General features: G+C 72.0%; 16 protein-coding genes. 6 read left to right on the top strand and 10 right to left on the bottom strand.

Annotation, left to right across the window (positions count from 1 at the left end; all coding sequences use genetic code 11):
- Positions 1-113: 113 nt before the first annotated feature.
- Both Q2K16_RS29175 and Q2K16_RS29170 read left to right on the top strand, forming a co-directional pair.
- Positions 114-1,706 (top strand): DUF262 domain-containing protein, encoded by a 1,593-nt coding sequence (locus Q2K16_RS29175; RefSeq protein WP_302741502.1) that lies wholly within the window; start codon positions 114-116, stop codon positions 1,704-1,706.
- Complete coding sequence (locus tag Q2K16_RS29170; RefSeq protein WP_368052520.1) at positions 1,672-2,907, top strand: type II toxin-antitoxin system HipA family toxin; 1,236 nt, start codon at positions 1,672-1,674, stop codon at positions 2,905-2,907. Before Q2K16_RS29175 ends, Q2K16_RS29170 begins: the two co-directional genes overlap by 35 nt.
- A gap of 67 nt (positions 2,908-2,974) precedes the next feature.
- Here the strand turns inward: Q2K16_RS29170 and Q2K16_RS29165 are convergent, their stop codons facing one another.
- Positions 2,975-4,198 carry a S8 family peptidase gene (locus Q2K16_RS29165; RefSeq protein WP_302741500.1) on the bottom strand — a complete coding sequence of 408 codons (1,224 nt, stop codon included), beginning with the start codon at positions 4,196-4,198 and terminating at the stop codon, positions 2,975-2,977.
- A gap of 190 nt (positions 4,199-4,388) precedes the next feature.
- On the opposite strand from Q2K16_RS29165, the gene Q2K16_RS29160 reads away from it, so the two are divergent.
- Together Q2K16_RS29160 and dtd are read left to right on the top strand one after the other, a co-directional pair.
- Positions 4,389-5,873 (top strand): DUF7782 domain-containing protein, encoded by a 1,485-nt coding sequence (locus Q2K16_RS29160; RefSeq protein WP_302741499.1) that lies wholly within the window; start codon positions 4,389-4,391, stop codon positions 5,871-5,873.
- On the top strand, positions 5,873-6,295 hold the full coding sequence (dtd, locus tag Q2K16_RS29155) for a D-aminoacyl-tRNA deacylase (protein WP_302741497.1): 423 nt from the start codon (positions 5,873-5,875) through the stop codon (positions 6,293-6,295). The genes Q2K16_RS29160 and dtd overlap by 1 nt, the downstream gene beginning before the upstream one ends.
- A gap of 148 nt (positions 6,296-6,443) precedes the next feature.
- Here the strand turns inward: dtd and Q2K16_RS29150 are convergent, their stop codons facing one another.
- Positions 6,444-7,232, bottom strand: a complete 789-nt coding sequence (locus tag Q2K16_RS29150; protein WP_204924161.1) for a sporulation protein — start codon at positions 7,230-7,232, stop codon at positions 6,444-6,446.
- A gap of 222 nt (positions 7,233-7,454) precedes the next feature.
- On the opposite strand from Q2K16_RS29150, the gene sigB reads away from it, so the two are divergent.
- A complete protein-coding gene (gene sigB, locus Q2K16_RS29145; protein WP_372444556.1) occupies positions 7,455-8,471 on the top strand; it encodes an RNA polymerase sigma factor SigB in 1,017 nt (338 codons plus the stop codon).
- Positions 8,472-8,571: 100 nt separating this feature from the next.
- Here the strand turns inward: sigB and Q2K16_RS29140 are convergent, their stop codons facing one another.
- The 3 genes from Q2K16_RS29140 to Q2K16_RS29130 are packed head-to-tail and all read right to left on the bottom strand — an operon-like array spanning position 8,572 to position 13,226.
- The gene (locus Q2K16_RS29140) at positions 8,572-11,115 is read right to left on the bottom strand and encodes a bifunctional acetate--CoA ligase family protein/GNAT family N-acetyltransferase (protein WP_302741496.1); all 2,544 of its coding nucleotides are present in this window, start codon (positions 11,113-11,115) and stop codon (positions 8,572-8,574) included.
- Positions 11,116-11,138: 23 nt separating this feature from the next.
- Complete coding sequence (locus Q2K16_RS29135) at positions 11,139-12,320, bottom strand: acetoin utilization protein AcuC (protein WP_302741494.1); 1,182 nt, start codon at positions 12,318-12,320, stop codon at positions 11,139-11,141.
- A gap of 48 nt (positions 12,321-12,368) precedes the next feature.
- Positions 12,369-13,226: a sulfurtransferase gene (locus Q2K16_RS29130; RefSeq protein WP_302741493.1), complete on the bottom strand. Its 858-nt coding sequence runs from the start codon at positions 13,224-13,226 to the stop codon at positions 12,369-12,371.
- 97 nt (positions 13,227-13,323) lie between these two features.
- On the opposite strand from Q2K16_RS29130, the gene Q2K16_RS29125 reads away from it, so the two are divergent.
- Positions 13,324-14,010: an iron-dependent transcriptional repressor DtxR gene (locus Q2K16_RS29125; protein WP_088646456.1), complete on the top strand. Its 687-nt coding sequence runs from the start codon at positions 13,324-13,326 to the stop codon at positions 14,008-14,010.
- Positions 14,011-14,033: 23 nt separating this feature from the next.
- Here Q2K16_RS29125 and Q2K16_RS29120 read toward each other — a convergent pair whose 3' ends face one another.
- From Q2K16_RS29120 to Q2K16_RS29100, 5 genes are all read right to left on the bottom strand, one after another.
- Positions 14,034-14,585, bottom strand: coding sequence for a hypothetical protein (locus Q2K16_RS29120; RefSeq protein WP_302741490.1), 552 nt, complete (start codon positions 14,583-14,585; stop codon positions 14,034-14,036).
- A 106-nt stretch (positions 14,586-14,691) separates the two neighbouring features.
- Positions 14,692-14,841 carry a hypothetical protein gene (locus Q2K16_RS29115; RefSeq protein ID WP_302741488.1) on the bottom strand — a complete coding sequence of 50 codons (150 nt, stop codon included), beginning with the start codon at positions 14,839-14,841 and terminating at the stop codon, positions 14,692-14,694.
- Positions 14,842-14,846: 5 nt separating this feature from the next.
- Entirely contained in the window at positions 14,847-15,089 is a 243-nt protein-coding gene (locus tag Q2K16_RS29110) for a DUF5522 domain-containing protein (RefSeq protein WP_302741487.1), read from the bottom strand.
- A gap of 66 nt (positions 15,090-15,155) precedes the next feature.
- On the bottom strand, positions 15,156-16,097 hold the full coding sequence (locus Q2K16_RS29105) for a DUF2332 domain-containing protein (protein ID WP_302741486.1): 942 nt from the start codon (positions 16,095-16,097) through the stop codon (positions 15,156-15,158).
- 179 nt (positions 16,098-16,276) lie between these two features.
- Positions 16,277-19,165, bottom strand: a complete 2,889-nt coding sequence (locus tag Q2K16_RS29100) for a vitamin B12-dependent ribonucleotide reductase (protein ID WP_302741485.1) — start codon at positions 19,163-19,165, stop codon at positions 16,277-16,279.
- Positions 19,166-19,172: the final 7 nt, after the last annotated feature.

Raw genomic sequence — 19,172 nt, 5'->3', positions numbered from 1 at the left:
CCCATCCTGCCCGCCCGCCCCGGAGGGACGGCGAACAGCAACGCAACTCATGCCTTGCACACCTGCCGACCCGAACCCGCTACGCTCGGTGCACTGTCTGAGAGAGGTGGGCCGTGCCGAGTCTGGAAAGGCCGCGCGTCGAGTACCGCACGCCGGAGGATCTTGTCCGGGACGTCACCGCAGGTCTCATCCGCATCCCACCGTTTCAGCGATCGTTCAAGTGGGAGGCGGCCGACATCGTCCGATTGTTCGACAGCCTGCTGCGTGGCTTTCCAATCGGGAATTTACTTCTCTGGCAACGCCCCGCTCCCGCCCAACACCTCCAGGTCGGGCCGCTGGAGATCGAGGCACCCGAGACTGCCGCCGCGCTCTGGGTGGTGGATGGTCAGCAACGCATCGTATCGCTGGTCGGGGCACTCACTCGGGCGGACCGGGCAGTGGACCCCCGCTTCCGGGTACACCTGGACCTAGACGTCGGCGAGTTTCACACCACCGGCGGCCGGCAGCAGCCGCCACGCTCCTGGGTGCCAGTCAGCTTTCTGCTGGACACAGCCGTCCTGCTCAGGTGGATGCGAGACAACTCCGACTGGTTGACCGATGCTCAGCTCTCACTCGCCGATCAGGCCGCCAAGGCGATCCGCGAGTACCAGATCCCGACCTACGTGGTACACGCAGCCGATGAGAGCGCGCTGCTAGAAATCTTTACCCGAATGAATACGACCGGGAAGCGATTGACGAAGTCTGAGGTCTTCCAGGCCCTGCATGCCGGTGTCGTCGGTGACCAACTGGCCAGCCTGCATGAACTCGGACAGGTCCCGGCGACACTGAGCTTCGGAACCCTCGATGATCGCCTCGCGCTACGGTGCGTCCTGGCGTATCGCGGTGGTGACATCTTCCGGGAAGACTTCCGTCAGGAGTTCGAACCAGACAGTGACCCGGGGGAAACGCTCCGCGAGGTGGCTGCTCGGCTACGCGAAGCCGTCACCTTCTTGCGCGAAGAGTGCGCCATCCCGCACATCAGGCTCCTACCATACTCGCATGTGCTGCCGATTCTGGTGAGATTCGTCCGACTGCATGGTGTCCCTACCGGCCGGCCGGCCACCCTACTCCGTCGTTGGGTATGGCGCAGCGCGGTCGCCGGAACCCGGGCCCGGGGTGTCAGCGTGGCCGATGTTCGCAACCAAGTCACCGCTGTGGACTCCCCTGAGCCGTTGGCCGCAGCCGCCGCCCTCCTCCGCCAGGTGCGGTCCTTCCCTGACTTCGCCGCCGAACTGGATAAGGTCCACTTCAACCATGCCATGACAAAACTCAACACGCTCGGACTGCTTTCAGCCGAACCACGTAACCTCGTCAATGGTGAACTCATTGATGTCACGCTGCTTTTGGAGCAGAGCAGGCCGCTCAGATCGCTGATACCAGAGCACGCTGCACCGGCTATCACCACGACCATCGCGAACCGCTTTGTACTTCCTCCTGGCGATAAGACACCACCGCTGACCCTCGCAACTGTGTCGCCATCGATAGCCACCAGTCACCTAGTCAGCATGGAGGCGCAGGATCTGCTGGCGCGAGAGGACTGGGCTGGGTTTCTCGCATTGAGGGCGGCGGAGTGTCGCAGGGTTATTACCGAACACGTGAACCGGATGGCTGAATGGGGGGCGCGCGACGGGCGTGCCCTCTCCGACATCCTGCGATCGGCGGCCTGACGTGCCCTCCGGGTTGGCAGAGGTACGATTGCAGGGCCATCGGGTCGGCGAGCTACGTTTCGTACAGGGAGGATCGGAGTTTCGATACGACGACGACCTCTCAACATCAGACCATCGCGTGCTGGGTCAGATTTTCGAGGATGACCCCCGGGTGATCCGGCGGGCGCGTGTCGGTTTGCCTGCCTGGTTCAGCAACCTGCTGCCTGAGGGGGCGCTACGTCGTCAGATCATCCGTGAACTCGGTGGTGGGAACGTCGGCGACTTCACCCTCCTGCTTCGGGTAGGAACGAATCTACCGGGTGCAGTGACCGTTCACGCCGACAACGAACCGGAAGACGACATTCTTCCCGATAGTCTCCAACTGGTCGGCCAACCACTGCGTCACTCGCTGGCAGGTGTTCAGCTCAAGTACTCGGTCTCGGCGGATCGCCTCGCTATCCCCGTCACCGGGGACGGTGGCTGGTGGATCGTCAAGCTACCCGATCGCGGCCTGCGCGATCTACCAATGAACGAGTACTTGACTATGAAGTGGCTGGCAACTGCTGGATATCCGGTGCCTGAGATACATCTCGTCCGGGCGGATGTGGTCGGAGGGCTACCGGAGGGTTTAGTCGACCCGGCAGAACTCGTTTACCTCATTCAACGATTCGATCGTACCACCACTGGCCGGGTGCACGTGGAGGACTTCGCACAGGTCGCCAACGTCGAACCCATGTTCAAATATAGCGAGTCGGGTGTATCCTACGACACTCTTGCCGCAGCCGTGCGTCAGCTGACCGGTGATTCCGGCTATCACGATTTCGTCTGCCGTCTCGTCGCAATGCTAGTGGTCGGCAATACCGATGGGCATCTGAAGAACTGGGCCATCAGCTATCCGGACGGGCGCACACCACGCCTCACGCCCGTCTACGACTTCCATTCACTCTCGGTCTACTCGCGGTATCGTTGGGCACCCTTGGCGCTCAGCCTTGACTCCGAGACTGTGCCGAGCGCTATCACATGCGACCACTTCCGACGGCTGGCAGAGCGGGCCGGCGCCGACCCGGAACAAACGGTGAAGACAGTCACTGATGCTGTCGTGCGTCTTCGGGAGGCGTGGATAACCACCATGGCTAACGAGGCTCAGCACCGATTCGAGGCATTGGCCAGTCATTACGCACACCGTCTGGACACGCTCCGGCTCTGCCGGTCGACTAGCTGATCGGAACCCACCGAGCCGGGCGGCCCGGCGGACACAGGGTCCACCGGGCCGTCGGTGCCGTGGGGCGTCAGTTCACGACGTAGAGCAGCCGGTTCGGCGAGCCCGAGCCGGGGCTGGTCACCACGCCGGTGGTGGCGCTGCTGGTCAGCGAGCTGGCGACCTGCGCCGGGGTGTACGAGGGGTTGGCCGACAGGACCAGGGCGGCGGCACCGGCGACGTGCGGGGACGCCATCGAGGTGCCGCTGATCGTGTTGGTCGCGCTGTCGTTGGTGTTCCACGACGAGGTGATGTTCGAGCCCGGCGCGAACAGGTCGACGCAGGAGCCGTAGTTGGAGTAGGAGGCCCGCGCGTCGGTGTTGGTGGTGGCGCCGACCGTGATCGCCGAGGCGACCCGCGCCGGCGAGGAGTTGCAGGCGTTCGCGCTGGAGTTGCCGGCCGCCAGGGCGTACGTGACGCCCGAGCTGATCGAGTTGGCCACCGCGTTGTCGAGGGCGGTGCTGGCCCCGCCGCCGAGGCTCATGTTGGCCACCGCCGGCTTGACCGCGTTGGCGGTCACCCAGTTGACGCCGTTGACCACGCCGGTGGTGCTGCCGCTGCCCCGGCAGTTGAGCACCTTCACCGCGATCAGCCGCACGCCCTTGGCCACGCCGTACGACGTGCCGCCGACGGTGCCGGCGACGTGCGTGCCGTGGCCGTTGCAGTCGGTGTTGTTGGAGTCGACCGTGTTGGTGCCCCAGGTGGCCCGGCCGCCGAAGTCGGCGTGGGTGGTCCGGATGCCGGTGTCGATGATGTACGCCCGCACGTTGGTGGCCGTGTTCGGGTAGGTGTAGCTGGAGTTCAGCGGCAGGTTGCGCTGGTCGATGCGGTCCAGGCCCCAGGAGGGTGGGTTGGTCTGGGTCGCCTGGACGGTCATCACCCGGTCCTGCTCGACGTAGGCCACCGACGGGTCGGCGGCGAGCCGGCGGGCCTGGCTGGCGCTCATCTTCGCGCTGAACCCGGTGAGCGCGGCGCTGTAGACGTCGGCGACGTTGCCGCCGTACCGCTTGGTGAGGCTGGCGGCCCGGTCCGGCACGGCGGTCCGGGCGGCGCGGCTGTTGGCGGCGCCGACGGCTTCGCCCTTCAGCACGACCAGGTAGCTGCCGCTGATCGCGTCCGGGGAGGAGGCGTAGCGGATCTGGCCGGCGGGGGCGGCGAGGGCGGGGGCGCCCGCGGCGACGGAGAGGGCTGCGGCGGCGGCCGCGACGGCGACCGCGCGGATCGCGCGACGCCGGGGGACGGACACGTCGGACATCGTCTGAACTCCCTACCGGGTACGTCCGGACAGACGGGGGCCGTCCGAACGTCCCATCGACGGATGTTGGAGGGAATGTTAACGAGACATCGACGCACGTAACAGAGATAACGGCCGGGGGATTGAGCTGGCGTTATGGAAGTCAACGGGTGCCCACCACCGCCGGCCACCGGCCAGGCAGGATGACGAGGTGGACCGTTACGACATGCTGCTCTCCCCCGCCGGCGTCGACGCGCTGCGCACCGCGCTCACCGACGCCGACTTCACCGCCAACGGCATCGCCGGCCGGATCGGGCCACAGGCCACCGGCGCGGTGGCCCGCAACGACTTCCGGGCCGCGCTGCGCGCCACCGAGGAGCGGGACCCGCTGGCCACCCTGATCCGGGTGTTCGTCTGCGACCAGACCGAGTCCGAGTCGGCGGTCGCCGCCGCGCTCGCCCCGCTCGGCCTCGCCGAGGCCGTCGCCGCCGGCCTCGTCGAACCGTACGGCGACGGCCTGCGCGCCGGGGTCGACCTGGAGCCGTACGGGGACGCCTGGTGGGTGCTCGCCGACGTGCCCGCCAGCGCCCGCCCGGGTCGGCCGCTGCCCGGCGAACACGTGCTCGGCATCGGCGGGGCCACCCAGACCCTGATCGGGGCGACCGTCCGCCGCCCGGTGGACACCGCGCTGGATCTCGGCACCGGCTCCGGTGTACAGGCCCTGCACCTGGCCACCCGGGCCCGACGGGTCACCGCCACCGACGTGTCGGAGCGGGCGCTGCGCTTCGCCGCCACCACCGCCGCCCTCAACGGGCAGGACTGGGAACTGCTCCGCGGCGACCTGGTCGCCCCGGTGGCCGGACGCCGCTTCGACCTGGTGGTCAGCAACCCGCCGTTCGTGGTCGGGCCGGGCACCACCACCCACGTCTACCGGGACTCCGGCCGGGTCGGCGACGCGATCGGCGCGGAACTGGCCGCCGCCGCCCCGGACCTGCTCACCGAGGGCGGCACCATGCAGTACCTGGCCAACTGGGTGCACGTCGCCGGGGAGGACTGGGCGGAGCGGGTGACCGGTTGGTTCGCCGGCTCCGGCCTGGACGCCTGGGTGATCCAGCGCGAGGTCGCCGACCCGATGGCGTACGTCAACCTGTGGCTGGCCGACGTCGGCGAGGCGGCCGACCCGCACCGGGCGGCGGCCTGGCTGGACTGGTTCGACGCGCACAAGATCGAGGCGGTCGGGTTCGGCATCGTCTCGCTGCGCCGGGGCGGGCACGCCGACCCGGTGCTCCGGGTGGAGGATCTGCGCCAGCGGGTCGAGGCCCCCCTGGGCGACCAGGTCGCCGCCTGGTTCGACAGGCAGGACTTCCTGCGCGCCCGGGGCGGGGACGGGGTACTCGCCGCCCGCTACCGGGCCGCCCCGGGGCTGCAACTGCGGCAGGAGGCGACGATCGGCGACGAGGGCTGGGCGGTGGACCGGCAGGTCCTGACGATGCCGCACGGGCTGCGTTGGAGCGAGGAGATCGACCCGCTGGTACTGGCCCTGGTCGGCGGCTGCGACGGGCGGCTGCCGTTGCGCGACCAGCTCGCCCTGCTCGCCGCCGCGCACGACGTCACCACCGACGAGCTGGCCGAGGCGGCCGGACCGATCGTGGCGCACCTGGTCGAGCGGGGCATCGTCGAGCCGGTGACCGACTGATGCGGGCGGTGGTGCAGACCGTCGGCCGGGCCAGCGTCACCGTCGACGGCGAGGTGGTCGGCGCGGTCACCGACGGCCTGCTGGTACTGCTCGGGATCACCCACACCGACACCCCCGAGCTGGCCGCGACGATGGCCCGCAAGGTGCACGAGCTGCGCATCCTCGACGACGAACGCAGCGCCGCCGACACCGGTGCCCCGATCCTGCTGGTCAGCCAGTTCACCCTCTACGGCGACACCCGCAAGGGCCGCCGGCCGAGCTGGACCGCCGCCGCCCCCGCCGAGGTGGCCGAGCCACTGGTCACCGCCGTGGTGGAGGAACTGCGCGCCCGGGGCGCGACGGTCGAGACGGGCCGCTTCCGTGCCCACATGCTCGTCGAGAGCATCAACACCGGCCCCCGCACCCTCCTCCTGGACCTCTGACCCCCTCCCCCTGCGCCTCGCGCCCCCGCGCCAGCCCCGGTGATCAAGAGGTTTGCGTCATTCTGAAGATCAAAGTTGACGCAAACCTCTTGATCACCGGGGTGAGGCGGGGGCGCGAGGGGGCGGGAGGGCGGGGGTGGGGGTGGGGTCAGGAGAAGAGGCCCCGGCGTTGGAGGGACTGGCGGAGCCAGCCGTCGAGCTGGGCGGCCCAGTCGGTGCGGTCGGCGTTGGCGTGGTCGACGGTGAACCGGCCGAAGGTGTCCCGGCCCTCGGTGAACAGGCCGCCGCGCTTGTCCAGCTCCAGCACCACCTGCATCTGGTGCGGGTCGGTGACGAAGGTGACCTCCAGCTGGTTGATCGCCCCCGCGTACTGCGGGGCGGGGTAGAACTCGATCTCCTGGTAGAACGGCAGGCTCTGCCGTACCCCGTAGATGTGGCCGCGCTCGACGTCGGCGCGGGCGAACCGGAAGCCGAGCCGCAGCAGCGCCTCCAGCAGCCGCTCCTGTGCCGGCAACGGATGCACCGACACCGCGTCCAGGTCACCTTTGTCGACCGCGCGGGCCACCTCCAGCTCGGTACGCAGCCCCATCGTCATCCCGTGCAGCCGGTGGCCGTACAGGTCGGTCAGCGGGGTCTCCCACGGCACGGCGAACCGGAACGGGATGTCGTACCGCTGGCCCGCCTCCAGCCGGAACGGGCCGGTGACCTGCTGCCGGGCGAACTCCTGGGTGGTCTCGTACTCGGAGTCCGCGCCCTCCACCTCGACCCGGGTGACCAGACCGAGCGCCACGTACTCGATGTCGGTGGCGTGGTCGCCGCCGGCGACGTGCACCCGCCCCTCCAGCACCCCGCCCGGACGGCAGTTCGGGTTGGCGAGCACGGTCTCCACCGACGGACCGCCCACCCCCATCGACTGCATGAGCCGTTTGAAGACCACCACGTCCTCCATTGCCTGTTCGCATGCCGGCCACCATGGTCGACCGGTGGCACGGTAGCCGGACCTGGCAAGACCGGCGAGGACCCGCCCCGCAGCCGACCGGATTGGTGTCGGTTCCCCGATCGCCTCACCCCCGTTTCACGTCCCGGTTGGAAAGCTGTTCGTCACCGGGGCCGATGGCACCGGTACGCGACACGAAAGCGGACACGGGGAGACACAGAGATGGCCCTGCAGATGATCGATAACAAGACGCGCCCGGCCACCACCATCGACGCCGAGCACGGCACCGAAGCCCTCACCGACCTCGACGCCACCGACGAGCGCGGGGTCTCCACCGACCTGGTCCGGGCCTACCTCAACGGCATCGGCCGGACCAAGCTGCTCACCGCGGCCCAGGAGGTGGAGCTGGCCAAGCGGATCGAGGCCGGGCTGTTCGCCGAGGAGAAGCTGTCGACGTGCACCCCCGTCTCCGGCGACCTGCACGCCGACCTCGCGCTGATCGCCCGGGAGGGTCGCGCCGCCAAGGACCACCTGCTGGAGGCGAACCTGCGGCTGGTGGTCAGCATCGCCAAGCGCTACACCGGGCGGGGGATGGCCTTCCTCGACCTGATCCAGGAGGGCAACCTCGGCCTGATCCGCGCGGTCGAGAAGTTCGACTACGCGAAGGGTTACAAGTTCTCCACGTACGCCACCTGGTGGATCCGGCAGGCGATCACCCGGGCGATGGCCGACCAGGCCCGCACCATCCGCATCCCGGTGCACATGGTCGAACAGGTCAACCGGATGGTCCGGGTCCGCCGGGAGTTGTCGGTCACGCTGGGCCGCGAGCCGATCGTGTCCGAGGTGGCGCGGGCGATGGAGATCCCCGAGTTCCAGGTCATCGAGCTGATCTCGTACGACCGGGAGCCGGTCAGCCTCGACCAGGCCGTCGGCGAGGACGGCGAGAGCGCCCTCGGTGACTTCGTCGCCTCGGTGGACCCGCGTACCGAGCCGGGTGACGCCGCCGCCAACGGCGAACTGCGCAACGAGGTACGCATCGTGCTCGCCACCCTCTCCCAGCGCGAGCAGGCGGTGATCCGGCTCCGGTTCGGCCTCGACGACGGCCGGCAGCGCACCCTCGACGAGGTGGGCAAGGAGTTCGGCCTGTCCCGGGAGCGCATCCGGCAGATCGAGAAGGTCACCCTGCTCAAGCTGCGCGACCCGGAGCGGGCGCAGCGGCTGGAGGCGTACGCCTGCTGAGCGGGACGGTTCGCATGCAGGCCCCCGGCGGTTCGCCGGGGGCCTGCCCGCTGTCCGGGGTCGTCACCGCCCGCCGCCGGGGCCTGCGGCGGACCACGGGTCAGAGCCGACGCGGGCCGGTGTCGGGGCGGGCCTCGGCCGTGCCGACCCCCACCGCCGCGTGCAGCACCGACACGCCGTCCGGGCGGGCCAGCACCGGGTTGAGGGTGAGCGACCGCACCCGGGGCTGCTCGTCGGCGAGCCGCCCCACCCGCAGCAGCAGGTCGACCAGGGCCGCCCGGTCCACCGGGGCGGCACCCCGGTGCCCGCGCAGCAGCGGCGACGCCCGGGGCTCGTCGACCAGTTCGGCGGCGTCCCGGTCGGTCAGCGGCACCGCCCGCCAGGCCCGGTCGCCGAGCAACTCGGTGGCGACACCCCCCAGCCCGAAACCGACCACCGGCCCGAACGCCGGATCCTCCCGTAGCTCCACCACGCAGGCCACCCCGGGCGGCACCATCGGCTGGACCAGCACCTGCGCGCCGAAACCCGCCGCCAGGTCCGCGTACGCCCGGCGCAGGGCGACCGGGTCGGCCAGGTCGAGGCGGACGGCGCCCAGGTCGAGGCGGTGCCGCAGGCCGGGCGCGGCGGCCTTCAACGCCACCGGCCACCCGCAGCGGTCGGCGGCGGCGAGCGCCTCGTCGACGCTGCCGGCGGGCACCGACCCGACCACCTCGACGCCGTACGCGGCGAGCAGCGCGACCGGGTCGGCGGCGTCGCCACGCAGCGCGGCCCGCCCGGCGTCCCGGTCCACCCCGGTCAGCTCCGGCACCGTGCCCGGGTCCCGCCGCAGCCACCAAGCGTACCGGCCGACCCGGCCCAGCGCCCGCACCGCCTCCTCCACGCTCGGGTACGCGGGCAGCCCCGCCGGCACCCGGCCGGCGAGGAACGTCACCACGGTCGGCTTGTCACCGGCCAGTGTCGCCGGCAGGGCGGCGGTGAAGTCCGCCTCCTCGACGGTGAGCTGCCCCGGCAGCGGCGGGGCGAAGACCGCGACCAGCGCGTCCACCCCGTCGTCGGCGGCGGCCCCGGCCAGTGCGGCGGTGAACTCGGCGACACCGGCGTGCGGGCCGACGTCGCGGGGGTAGCCGTCGGCCACGGTGAGGCCCTGCCCGCCGCAGGCGGCGGCGGCCAACCCGGTCAGCGCCGACGAGTTGCCCACCACCGCGACCCGGTCACCGGCGGGCAGCGGCTGGTGGGCCAGCAGCACCCCGACGTCGAGCATCTCGGCGACGGTGTCCACCCGGATCACCCCGGACTGGGCGAAGAGCGCGCTGACGGCGGCCTCGTCCAGCGCCGGGCCGGCCGGGCGGGCCAGCGAGGCCAGCGCCACCACCGGCTTGTCCCGGCCGATCCGGCGGGCCAACCGGGCGAACTTGCGCGGATTGCCGAAGGTCTCCAGGTAGAGCAGGATCACGTCGGTGCCCGGGTCGTCCTGCCAGTACTGGAGCAGGTCGTTGCCGGACACGTCGGCCCGGTTGCCGGCCGACACGAAACTCGACAGGCCCAGCCCGCGACGCTGCGCCTCGGCCAGCAGCGCCACCCCGAACGCGCCGGACTGGCTGAAGAAACCGACCCGGCCGGGGGCCGGTAGCACCGGGGCCAGGGTGGCGTTGAGGCGTACCCGCTCGTCGGTGTTCGCCACCCCCAGGCAGTTCGGGCCGACGACCCGCATGCCGGCGGCGTGCGCCGCCCGGACCAGGGACCGCTGGGCCGCCGCGCCGGCCGGGCCCGCCTCGGCGAAGCCGGCGGAGATGACCACCAGGCCGTGCGCGCCGGCAGCGGCGGCGTCGGCCACCACCCCGGCCGCCGCGTCGGGGGGCACCGCGACGACCGCCAGGTCGACCGCCACCCCCGCGTCGGCCGCCGACGGGTACGCGGGCAGCCCCGCCACCGTGCGCGCCCCCGGGTGCACCGGCACGATGGCCCCCGGGTACCCGCCGTCACGCAGGTGCCCGAGCAGCGCCGCGCCGACGCCCTGACCGGTGGCGCTGGCCCCGTAGACGGCCACCCCACGCGGGGCGAGCAGCCGGGCGATGGACCGGGCCTCGGTGCGGTGTTCCCGACCACGCTGCACGGCCAGGGTCGCCTCGGTCGGCGCGATCGGGAAGGTCAGGTGCACCACCCCGTCGGCGAACTGGCGTTGCACCTGGTAGCCGAAGTCGGCGAAGACCCGCAGCATCGCGCCGTTGGTGGGCAGCACCTCGGCGACGAAGTGTCCGATGCCGGCCCGGCGGGCCGCGTCGGCCAGGTGCTCCAGCAGTACCGAACCGATCCCCCGGCCCTGGTAGGCGTCCTCCACCACGAACGCCACCTCGGCTTCGGGGGCCGCCGGCCCCAGCCGCTCGTACCGGCCGACGGCGACGATCCGGTCGCCGGCCAGCACCACGAACGCCTCCCGGTCCCGGTGGTCGACGGTGACGAACCGGTGCAGGTCCCGTTCCGGAATGCGCGGGTACGGCGAGAAGTAGCGCAGGTAGCGGGTGCGTTCCGAGAAACGTCCGTGCATGGCGACGATCTCCGGGGCGTCCTGCGGCCGGATCGGTCGCAGTCCGACGGTGCTGCCGTCGCTGAGCAGCACGTCCACCGGTTGGTCGACAGTGGTCACCGGTCCCTCCCCAGGTCCCCGGCTCAGTCGCGCGGGTCGTACGGGTCCAGCCCGAGCAGCGGGAACACCGCCTTGCGGGTGGCCGCCACGGCCCGGTCCACCGAGTTCGGCTCCCCGGTCGGCTGCCACGGCCGGTGTTCCGGGTCGACGTCGTCGGTCATCCGCAGCGGTACGTCCCGGCCGGGCCGCCGGTGGGCGGCCAACGTGCGCCAGCCGGGCGGGGTGAGGGTGGCCGGGTCGAGCGGATCGCCGGTGGCCACCGCCAGCAGGTGCGTCCAGGCCCGGGGCACCACCTCCACCAGGGCGTACCCGCCGCCGCCGGTGGCCACCCAGCGACCGTCGCACAACTCGTCGGCGAGCGCCCGCAACGCCAGGTAGGTGGCGCGCTGCCCGTCCACCGACAGGTGCAGGTCGGCCAGCGGGTCCATCCGGTGCCCGTCGGCGCCGCACTGGGTGAACAGGATCTGCGGCCGGAACGCGCGCAGCACCGAGGGCACGATCGCGTGGAAGGCGCGTTGCCATCCGGCGTCGTCGGTGCCCGGCGGCAGCGGCACGTTCACCGCGCTGCCCTGCGCCCCCGGCCCACCGGTCTCGTCGGGGAACCCGGTGCCGGGGAAGAGCGCGAGCGGGGTCTCGTGCAGGCTCACCGTGAGCACCCGGGGGTCGTGGTAGAAGACCTCCTGCACGCCGTCGCCGTGGTGCACGTCCACGTCGACGTAGGCGACCCGCTCGGCACCGAGGTCGAGCAGGCGGGCGATGGCCACCGCCGGGTCGTTGTAGACGCAGAACCCGGCGGCCCGGTCGGGCATGGCGTGGTGCAGCCCACCGGCCACGTTGACCGCACGGCGGGCCTCGCCCCGCCAGACCGCCTCGGCGGCGGCCACGCTCGCCCCCGCGATCAGCGCGCTGGACTCGTGCATCCCGTCGAAGACCGGATTGTCCGAGGTGCCCAGTCCGTACCCGGCGAAGAGCGGGTCGCGGGGCGCGGCCCGGACCGCGTCCAGGTAGTCGGGCCGGTGCACCCGGGTCAGCGTCGCGTCGTCGGCCGGCTCGGGTTCGACCAGCCGCACCCCGGGCCGGTCCAGCACGCCCAACTCCCGGGCCAGGGCCACGGTCAGCTCGACCCGGACCGGGTCCAGCGGATGCTCCCCCATGTCGTAGTCGAGCAGGGACTCGTCCCACACCACCAGCGTGTCGTCCGACATGGGCTCATCGTCGCACGACGGTCACCGCCCGCCCACCACACGTGCAGGTCAGCCGCCGGGTGTCGGGCCGGTCGCCACCGGCCGGGACCCGTCGGCGACCCATCCGCTCCACGATCCGACGTAGAGCGCGGCGTCCGGCCGGCCCGCCAGGTGCAACGCCAGCACCGCCTGCGCGGCGGTCACCCCCGACCCGCAGTACGCCCCCACCGGCCCGTCGGCGTGCACCCCGACCGCGGCGAACCGGTCCCGCAGCACGTCGGCCGCCGGGTAGCGCCCCTCGGTGACGTACCCGGGGGCGGGCAGGTTCACCGCGCCCGGCACGTGCCCCGCGACCGGGTCGATCGGCTCGGTCTCACCCCGGTAGCGGGGCGCGGCCCGCACGTCGATCAGCACCCCGTCGTCGGCCGCCGCGAGGGCCGCCGCCCCGTCGGCGTCCAGCACCGGCAGCGCACCAGGCCGGACGGTCACGTCACCGGGTGTGACGGTGGGCACCTCGGTGGTGTGCGGCAGGCCGGCGGCACACCACGCCGGCCAGCCGCCGGCCAGCACCCGGACCGGCAGGTGCCCGGCCCAGCGCAGCGTCCACCAGGCGCGGGCGGCGGCCAGGCCGTCACCGCCGTCGTACACCACCACGGGGTGACCGGTGCGCACGCCGGCGGCCCGCAGCGCGGCCTGGAGGGCGGCCGGGTCGGGCAGCGGGTGCCGGCCCGCCGCGCCGGGCGGACCGCACAGGTCAGTGTTCAGGTCGACGAAGACCGCGCCGGGCAGGTGCCCGGCGACGTAGTCCTCGCGGCCCGGCGGGCCGGCCAGCCGCCAGCGGACGTCCAGCAGGGTCGGTGCGTCGGGCCGGGCCAGCTCGGCGGCGAGCCGGTCCGGCTCGATCAGGGGGTCATCGGTACCGGACATGCGGTCCAGTCAACACCATCGGGGCGCCGACCTCGCGTTTCGGCGCAGGTCGATCTTCGTGCGCCGGGGTAGCATCGACCACCGGGAGGCCGCTGACGTGAAGCATGACCTGGTCGACACGACCGAGATGTACCTGCGCACCATCCTCGAACTCGAAGAGGAGGGGGTGCCGCCGTTGCGTGCCCGGATCGCCGAGCGGTTACGGCAGAGCGGACCGACCGTCAGCCAGACCGTGGCCCGGATGGAACGCGACGGGCTGCTCACCGTCGAGGGCGACCGGCACCTGGCGCTCACCGAGCTGGGCCGGGGCAGCGCCGTGTCGGTGATGCGCAAGCACCGGCTCGCCGAGCTGCTGCTGGTCAACGTGATCGGGATGCCCTACGAGGAGGCCCACGAGGAGGCCTGCCGGTGGGAGCACGTGATGAGCGACGCGGTGGAGAAGCGGGTGTACGACCTGCTCAACCGCCCCACCCGCTCGCCGTACGGCAACCCGATCCCGGGACTGGAGGAGCTGGGTCCGCCGCAGGCCGGAGCCAGCGAGCCGGTCGAGGGTGAACGCAACCTCGCCTTCCCCGGGCTGACCGGGCAGGTGGTGGTCCGGCGGATCTGCGAGAGCGTGCAGACCGACGCCGACGTGCTGCGGCAACTGCACGCCGCCGGGGTGGACCCGGGCGCCACGGTCACCGTCGCCCAGGAACGCGACGGGGTGTTCATCGACCGCTCCGGCGAACGGGTCCGGCTACCCCGCGAGGTCGCCTCCCGGGTCTTCGTCGCCGCCCACTGACCGCCCGACGGGCGGCTCGGCCGTCACAGCGACCGGGTGTCGAGCGTCCTGGCCAGATCGACGAGGTGGTCGGCCACCTCGCCGGCGGTCGCCCGGTCGTCACCCGGCCGGCAGGTCCAGCGGAGCGTGGCCAGCCGGTCCTCGGTGGCGAGCCAGCCCACCTCGGCCGTCGGGCCGCGCCCGCCGGTCTTCGCGCCGGTCCGGCGGTAGGCGGCCTGGCCCAGTTTCGACACCTTCTTCGCCCCGGTGGGCAGCACGTCGGCGGTGAAGGTGGGCACGTCGATCGAGGTGTCGGTGACCGTCAGGGTCAACTCCGGCCAGGTGGCGTCGGTGGCCCGCACCACGCAGGTCCGGGTGTCACCGCGCTCGCTGGCGGCGGCCACGTCGAAGCGGACCTCGGTGTGTTCCTCGATCACCGCGAAGTCGAGCAGCCGGCACGCCCCGCCGGACGAGGCGGCACCCACCTCCACGGTGGCCGGTTCCCCGGCCGGCAGCGGCACCGGCTCGACCTCCGACGCACCACAGCCCGTGGTCAGCAGCACGCCCATGCCGGCCAGCCAGATCCGCCCGTGCACGGGCACACCTCCGTGATCGTCGACGGGGAACCCGCCGGTGTCCGTCGGAAACCGTACGGGTTGGCCGTGCCGTACGGAAGACCCGCCCCTCCCGCCCGGACCGGGGTCAGCTCGACGGCAGGTCACGCGGGGTCCGCAGTGGAGACAGCACCACGAACAGGGCGGCGCTCCAGGTGCGGAGCGCGCATACCACCAGCGCCGGCCGCAACCCCCAGTGGCTGCCGAGCAAGCAGCCGGCCAGGCGCGGCCGGGGCATCTGGATCAGTCGTCGACGTACGGGCAGTGCCGGCAGCCACGCCCGCAGCAGGTGCCGCGCCGGGCCAGGAAACCGGCGCTGAGGACGAACAACCCGGTGGCCGGGTCGGGATAGCCGGCCTCCCCGGCGGCGAGCGCGGCGGCGTGCGCGGCCAGGATCAGCGCCCGGTCGGGGTGCTCCGGCGGCAACCGGGACGGGTGCGGCTCGGTCAGCGGCCGGCCCGCCAGCGGACGTCGTTCGCCACTCACCGCGGCGAGTCTACTGACCCGGGGCGCGGTGCGGATCCGTCCCGCTCGGGTTGGCCTCCGGCGCGGTCAGGGGCGGGCGAACCAGTGTGTCTCCTGACCGTGCGAGCGCATCCAGGCCAGCGGCGTCCCGTCGAGGGCGAGCACGTTGTGCAGCGCCCCGTCGGGCGGGGCCGGCAGCGCGGGGTGCGCCAGCACGTCGGCCGCCTCGGCGGACACCCAGTGGCCGGGCAGGGCGCGGGCCAGCGCGACGAAGGCCGCCCGGCGTGCCGGCGGCACCTGGTAGAGCACGGAGGTGTGCAGGACCACCAGCGTCGCGCCGGCCGGTGCCCGCGCGGCCAACGCCGGCAGGTCGTCCACCAGGTCACCACGGACCAGCTCCGGCGGGTCGGCGGCGGCCACCGCGGCTGCCGCCCGCAACCGGGCCCGGCGGTGGGTGTGCTCCGGCCAGATCAACGCGTCGAGCCAGGCCACGTCGGCCGGGTCGGTGACGTCGAGCGGGTTCAGGTCCAGGCCGGCCCGCCACACCACCTCGGGACGGGTGGTCGGCGGCCCGGTCCCGGTCAGCGTGCAGTCGAGGACCGGCTCGCCCGCCCCGAGCAGATGGTCGCCGTAGCGGTAGGCGTACCGGTCGGGAAAGAGGCAGAGGCCGGCGGACGCGCCGACCTCCAGCAGCGCCAACGGCTGCGGCAACGCGGCCAGCACCGGCAGCAGCGCCGCGCAGCGGCCGGCCTCGTTGGTCTGCACCGCCCGGGTGAGCATCGCGGCCCGGACGGCGGGCCAGTGCGCCAGGGTGTGGGTGCGGAAGGCGACCGGGTCGTCGACCGGGCCACCGAGCCAGCGGACCACGCCGAGCAGCAGTTGCGGCTGCCGCCTGGCCGACGGCAGGTCGTCCAGCAGGGCGAGCAGGTCGTCGTCCCGGGCGACCGCGTGGGCCAGCCGTTCGTACGCCGGGGAGACGCCGTGCGCCTCCCGGGTGGCGAACTCGACGTACCGGTCGGCGGTGGTCATGCCCCGATCATGCCCGCCGCGCCCGTCCGGCGGGGTCCCCGGCGTGATCCCCGCAACGGGGGCGAGGTGGCGGTGTCCGGGTGGGAGGGATACCGCCACCTCGCCCCACCGGAGTCGATCATGAGGACGGGACGCGTCGAGGGCCGGCGCCCGTCGGGTGCCGGCCCTCGACGCGTACGTCAGCTGCAACCGCTTGTGGAGCCGCAGCCCTCGCAGACGTAGCAGCTACCGGCCGGGCGCATCTTCGTACCGCAGGTGAAACAGAGCGGCGCGTCGGCGGCCTTGCCGATCACGGCCTCCAGCAGCTCGGTGGAGGAACCCACGGCGGGCGCCGGCTTGGCGGCCGCCACCTCGGCCAACTCCTGGGCCGGCTGGGCCACCGGGCCGGTCTTCGGCTCGGTCGCCTCGACCGGAGCGGAGGACGCCATCGCCGTCAGGTCCGCGCCGGCGGCCTCCGCGTCGGCCTCGGCCCGCAACTGCGCGGCCCGCTCCTTGGCGGTGAAGATGCCCAGCTCGGCACGGCGCTCGTAGGGCAGGAAGTCCAGCGCCAGGCGACGGAAGATGTAGTCCATCACCGAGGCGGCCATCCGCACGTCCGGATCGTCGGTCATGCCGGCCGGCTCGAAGCGCATGTTGGTGAACTTGCTGACGTACGTCTCCAGCGGGACGCCGTACTGCAGGCCGATGGAGATCGCCACCGAGAAGGCGTCCATCACACCGGCCAGGGTGGAGCCCTGCTTGGACATCTTGAGGAAGACCTCGCCGAGGCCGTCGTCCGGGTAGGACGAGGCGGTGAGGTAGCCCTCCGCGCCGCCGACCGAGAAGGAGACCGTCTGCGAGGGACGCTTCTTCGGCAGCCGCTTGCGCACCGGGCGGTACTCGACGACCTTCTCCACGGCCCTCTCGACCTCGGCTGCCGGGGCGCCGGTCTCGGCGGTGCCCTTGTTGGGCTTGGCCACCGACAGCGGCTGGCCCACCTTGCAGTTGTCCCGGTAGATCGCCAGCGCCTTGAGGCCGAGCTTCCAGCCCTCGAAGTAGATCTTCTCGACGTCGGCGACGGTGGCCTGCTCCGGCATGTTGACCGTCTTGGAGATGGCCCCGGAGATGAACGGCTGGACGGCCGCCATCATCCGCACGTGCCCCATCGGGGCGATCGACCGCTCACCCATCGCGCAGTCGAAGACCGGGTAGTGCTCCGGCTTGAGGCCGGGGGCGTCCACCACGTGCCCGTGGTCGGCGATGTGCTCGACGATCGCCTCGACCTGCTCCTCCGGGTACCCGAGGCTGCGCAGGGCGCGCGGCACGGTCTGGTTGACGATCTGCATCGAGCCGCCGCCGACCAGCTTCTTGAACTTCACCAGCGCCAGGTCGGGCTCGACCCCGGTGGTGTCGCAGTCCATCATCAGGCCGATGGTGCCGGTCGGGGCGAGCACGCTGGCCTGCGAGTTACGCCAGCCGTTGCGGTCGCCGACCTTGTTGCCCTCGGTCCACTGCCTGGTGGCCTCCCGCTGGATGGCGGTGGCCACGGTGCCGGCCGGCTTGATGGCGTCGTTGGCGGCGGCGTGCTTGCGCATCACCCGCTTGTGCGGCTCGGCGTTACGGGCGTAGCCGTCGTACGCGCCGACGATGCCGGCCAGCTCCGCCGAACGGCGGTACGCGGTGCCGGTCATCAGCGAGGTGATCGCCGCGGCCACCGACCGGCCCTGCTCCGAGTCGTACGGCAGGCCGGAGGCCATCAGCAGCGCGCCGAGGTTGGCGTAGCCGATGCCGAGCTGCCGGTAGGCGCGGGTGGTCTCGCCGATCTTCTCGGTCGGGAAGTCGGCGAAGCAGATCGAGATGTCCATCGCGGTGATGACGAACTCGACCGACCTGACGAACTTCTCCACCTCGAAGCCGCCGTCGGCGCGGAGGAACTTCATCAGGTTGAGCGAGGCCAGGTTGCACGAGGAGTTGTCCAGGTGCAGGTACTCCGAGCACGGGTTCGACGCGGTGATCCGACCGGTCTCCGGGCAGGTGTGCCAGTCGTTGATGGTGTCGTCGTACTGCAGGCCCGGGTCGGCGCACTCCCAGGCGGCCTGGGCGATGGTACGGAACAGCTTCTGCGCGTCGATGGTCTCGATGGTCTGCCCGTCGAGCCGGCCCCGCAGGTCGAAGCCGCCGCCGTTCTCCACCGCCGCCATGAACTCGTCGGAGACCCGGACGGAGTTGTTGGCGTTCTGGTACTGGACGCTGACGATGTCGTTGCCGCCGAGGTCCATGTCGAAGCCGGCGTCCCGCAGCGCGCGGATCTTGTCCTCCTCGCGCGCCTTGGTGGTGACGAACTCCTCGATGTCCGGGTGGTCGACGTCGAGGATGACCATCTTCGCCGCGCGCCGGGTGGCACCGCCGGACTTGATCGTCCCGGCGCTGGCGTCCGCGCCACGCATGAAGCTGACCGGGCCGGAGGCGGTGCCGCCGGAGGAGAGCAGCTCACGGGAGGACCGGATACGGGACAGGTTGACCCCGGAGCCGGAGCCGCCCTTGAAGATCAGCCCCTCCTCCTTGTACCAGTCCAGGATGGAGTCCATCGAGTCGTCGACGGCGAGGATGAAGCACGCGCTCACCTGGGCCGGCGACGGGGTGCCGACGTTGAACCAGACCGGCGAGTTGAAGCTGAACACCTGGTGCAGCAGCATCCAGGTCAGCTCGTGCGCGAAGACCTCCGCGTCGGCCGGGTTGGCGAAGTAGCCGTGCTGCTCACCGGCGGCCCGGTAGGTCTGGACCACCCGGTCGATGAGCTGCCGCAGCGACCACTCCCGCTCCGGGGTGCCCACCGCGCCGCGGAAGTACTTGGTGGTGACGATGTTCGCCGCGTTGACGCTCCATGACTCCGGGAACTCCACGCCGCGCTGCTCGAAGTTGATCGAGCCGTCCCGCCAGTTGGTCATGACGACGTCGCGGCGCTCCCACGCCACCTCGTCGTACGGGTGCACGCCCTCGGTCGTCCAGACCCGCCGCACCTTGAGCCCCGTCACCGCGCCGTTCTTCGCCGCCCGCGACCGGCTTGTTGTCACGCCGTCCCCCGCCATCTCATCG

Source organism: Micromonospora cynarisoli (assembly GCF_030518815.1).
Lineage (GTDB): Bacteria > Actinomycetota > Actinomycetes > Mycobacteriales > Micromonosporaceae > Micromonospora > Micromonospora wenchangensis.
Note: the sequence above shows the minus strand (reverse complement) of the source record. Positions and strands in the feature narration are given on the sequence as shown.

What these genes read in the sequence shown, in the direction of transcription:
- Q2K16_RS29165 (WP_302741500.1), bottom strand. Translation starts at nt 4,198, where the DNA reads ATGTCCGACGTGTCCGTCCCCCGGCGTCGCGCGATCCGCGCGGTCGCC.
- dtd (WP_302741497.1), top strand. Translation starts at nt 5,873, where the DNA reads ATGCGGGCGGTGGTGCAGACCGTCGGCCGGGCCAGCGTCACCGTCGAC.
- sigB (WP_372444556.1), top strand. Translation starts at nt 7,455, where the DNA reads ATGGCCCTGCAGATGATCGATAACAAGACGCGCCCGGCCACCACCATC.
- Q2K16_RS29135 (WP_302741494.1), bottom strand. Translation starts at nt 12,320, where the DNA reads ATGTCGGACGACACGCTGGTGGTGTGGGACGAGTCCCTGCTCGACTAC.
- Q2K16_RS29130 (WP_302741493.1), bottom strand. Translation starts at nt 13,226, where the DNA reads ATGTCCGGTACCGATGACCCCCTGATCGAGCCGGACCGGCTCGCCGCC.
- Q2K16_RS29115 (WP_302741488.1), bottom strand. Translation starts at nt 14,841, where the DNA reads ATGCCCCGGCCGCGCCTGGCCGGCTGCTTGCTCGGCAGCCACTGGGGG.
- Q2K16_RS29105 (WP_302741486.1), bottom strand. Translation starts at nt 16,097, where the DNA reads ATGACCACCGCCGACCGGTACGTCGAGTTCGCCACCCGGGAGGCGCAC.
- Q2K16_RS29100 (WP_302741485.1), bottom strand. Translation starts at nt 19,165, where the DNA reads ATGGCGGGGGACGGCGTGACAACAAGCCGGTCGCGGGCGGCGAAGAAC.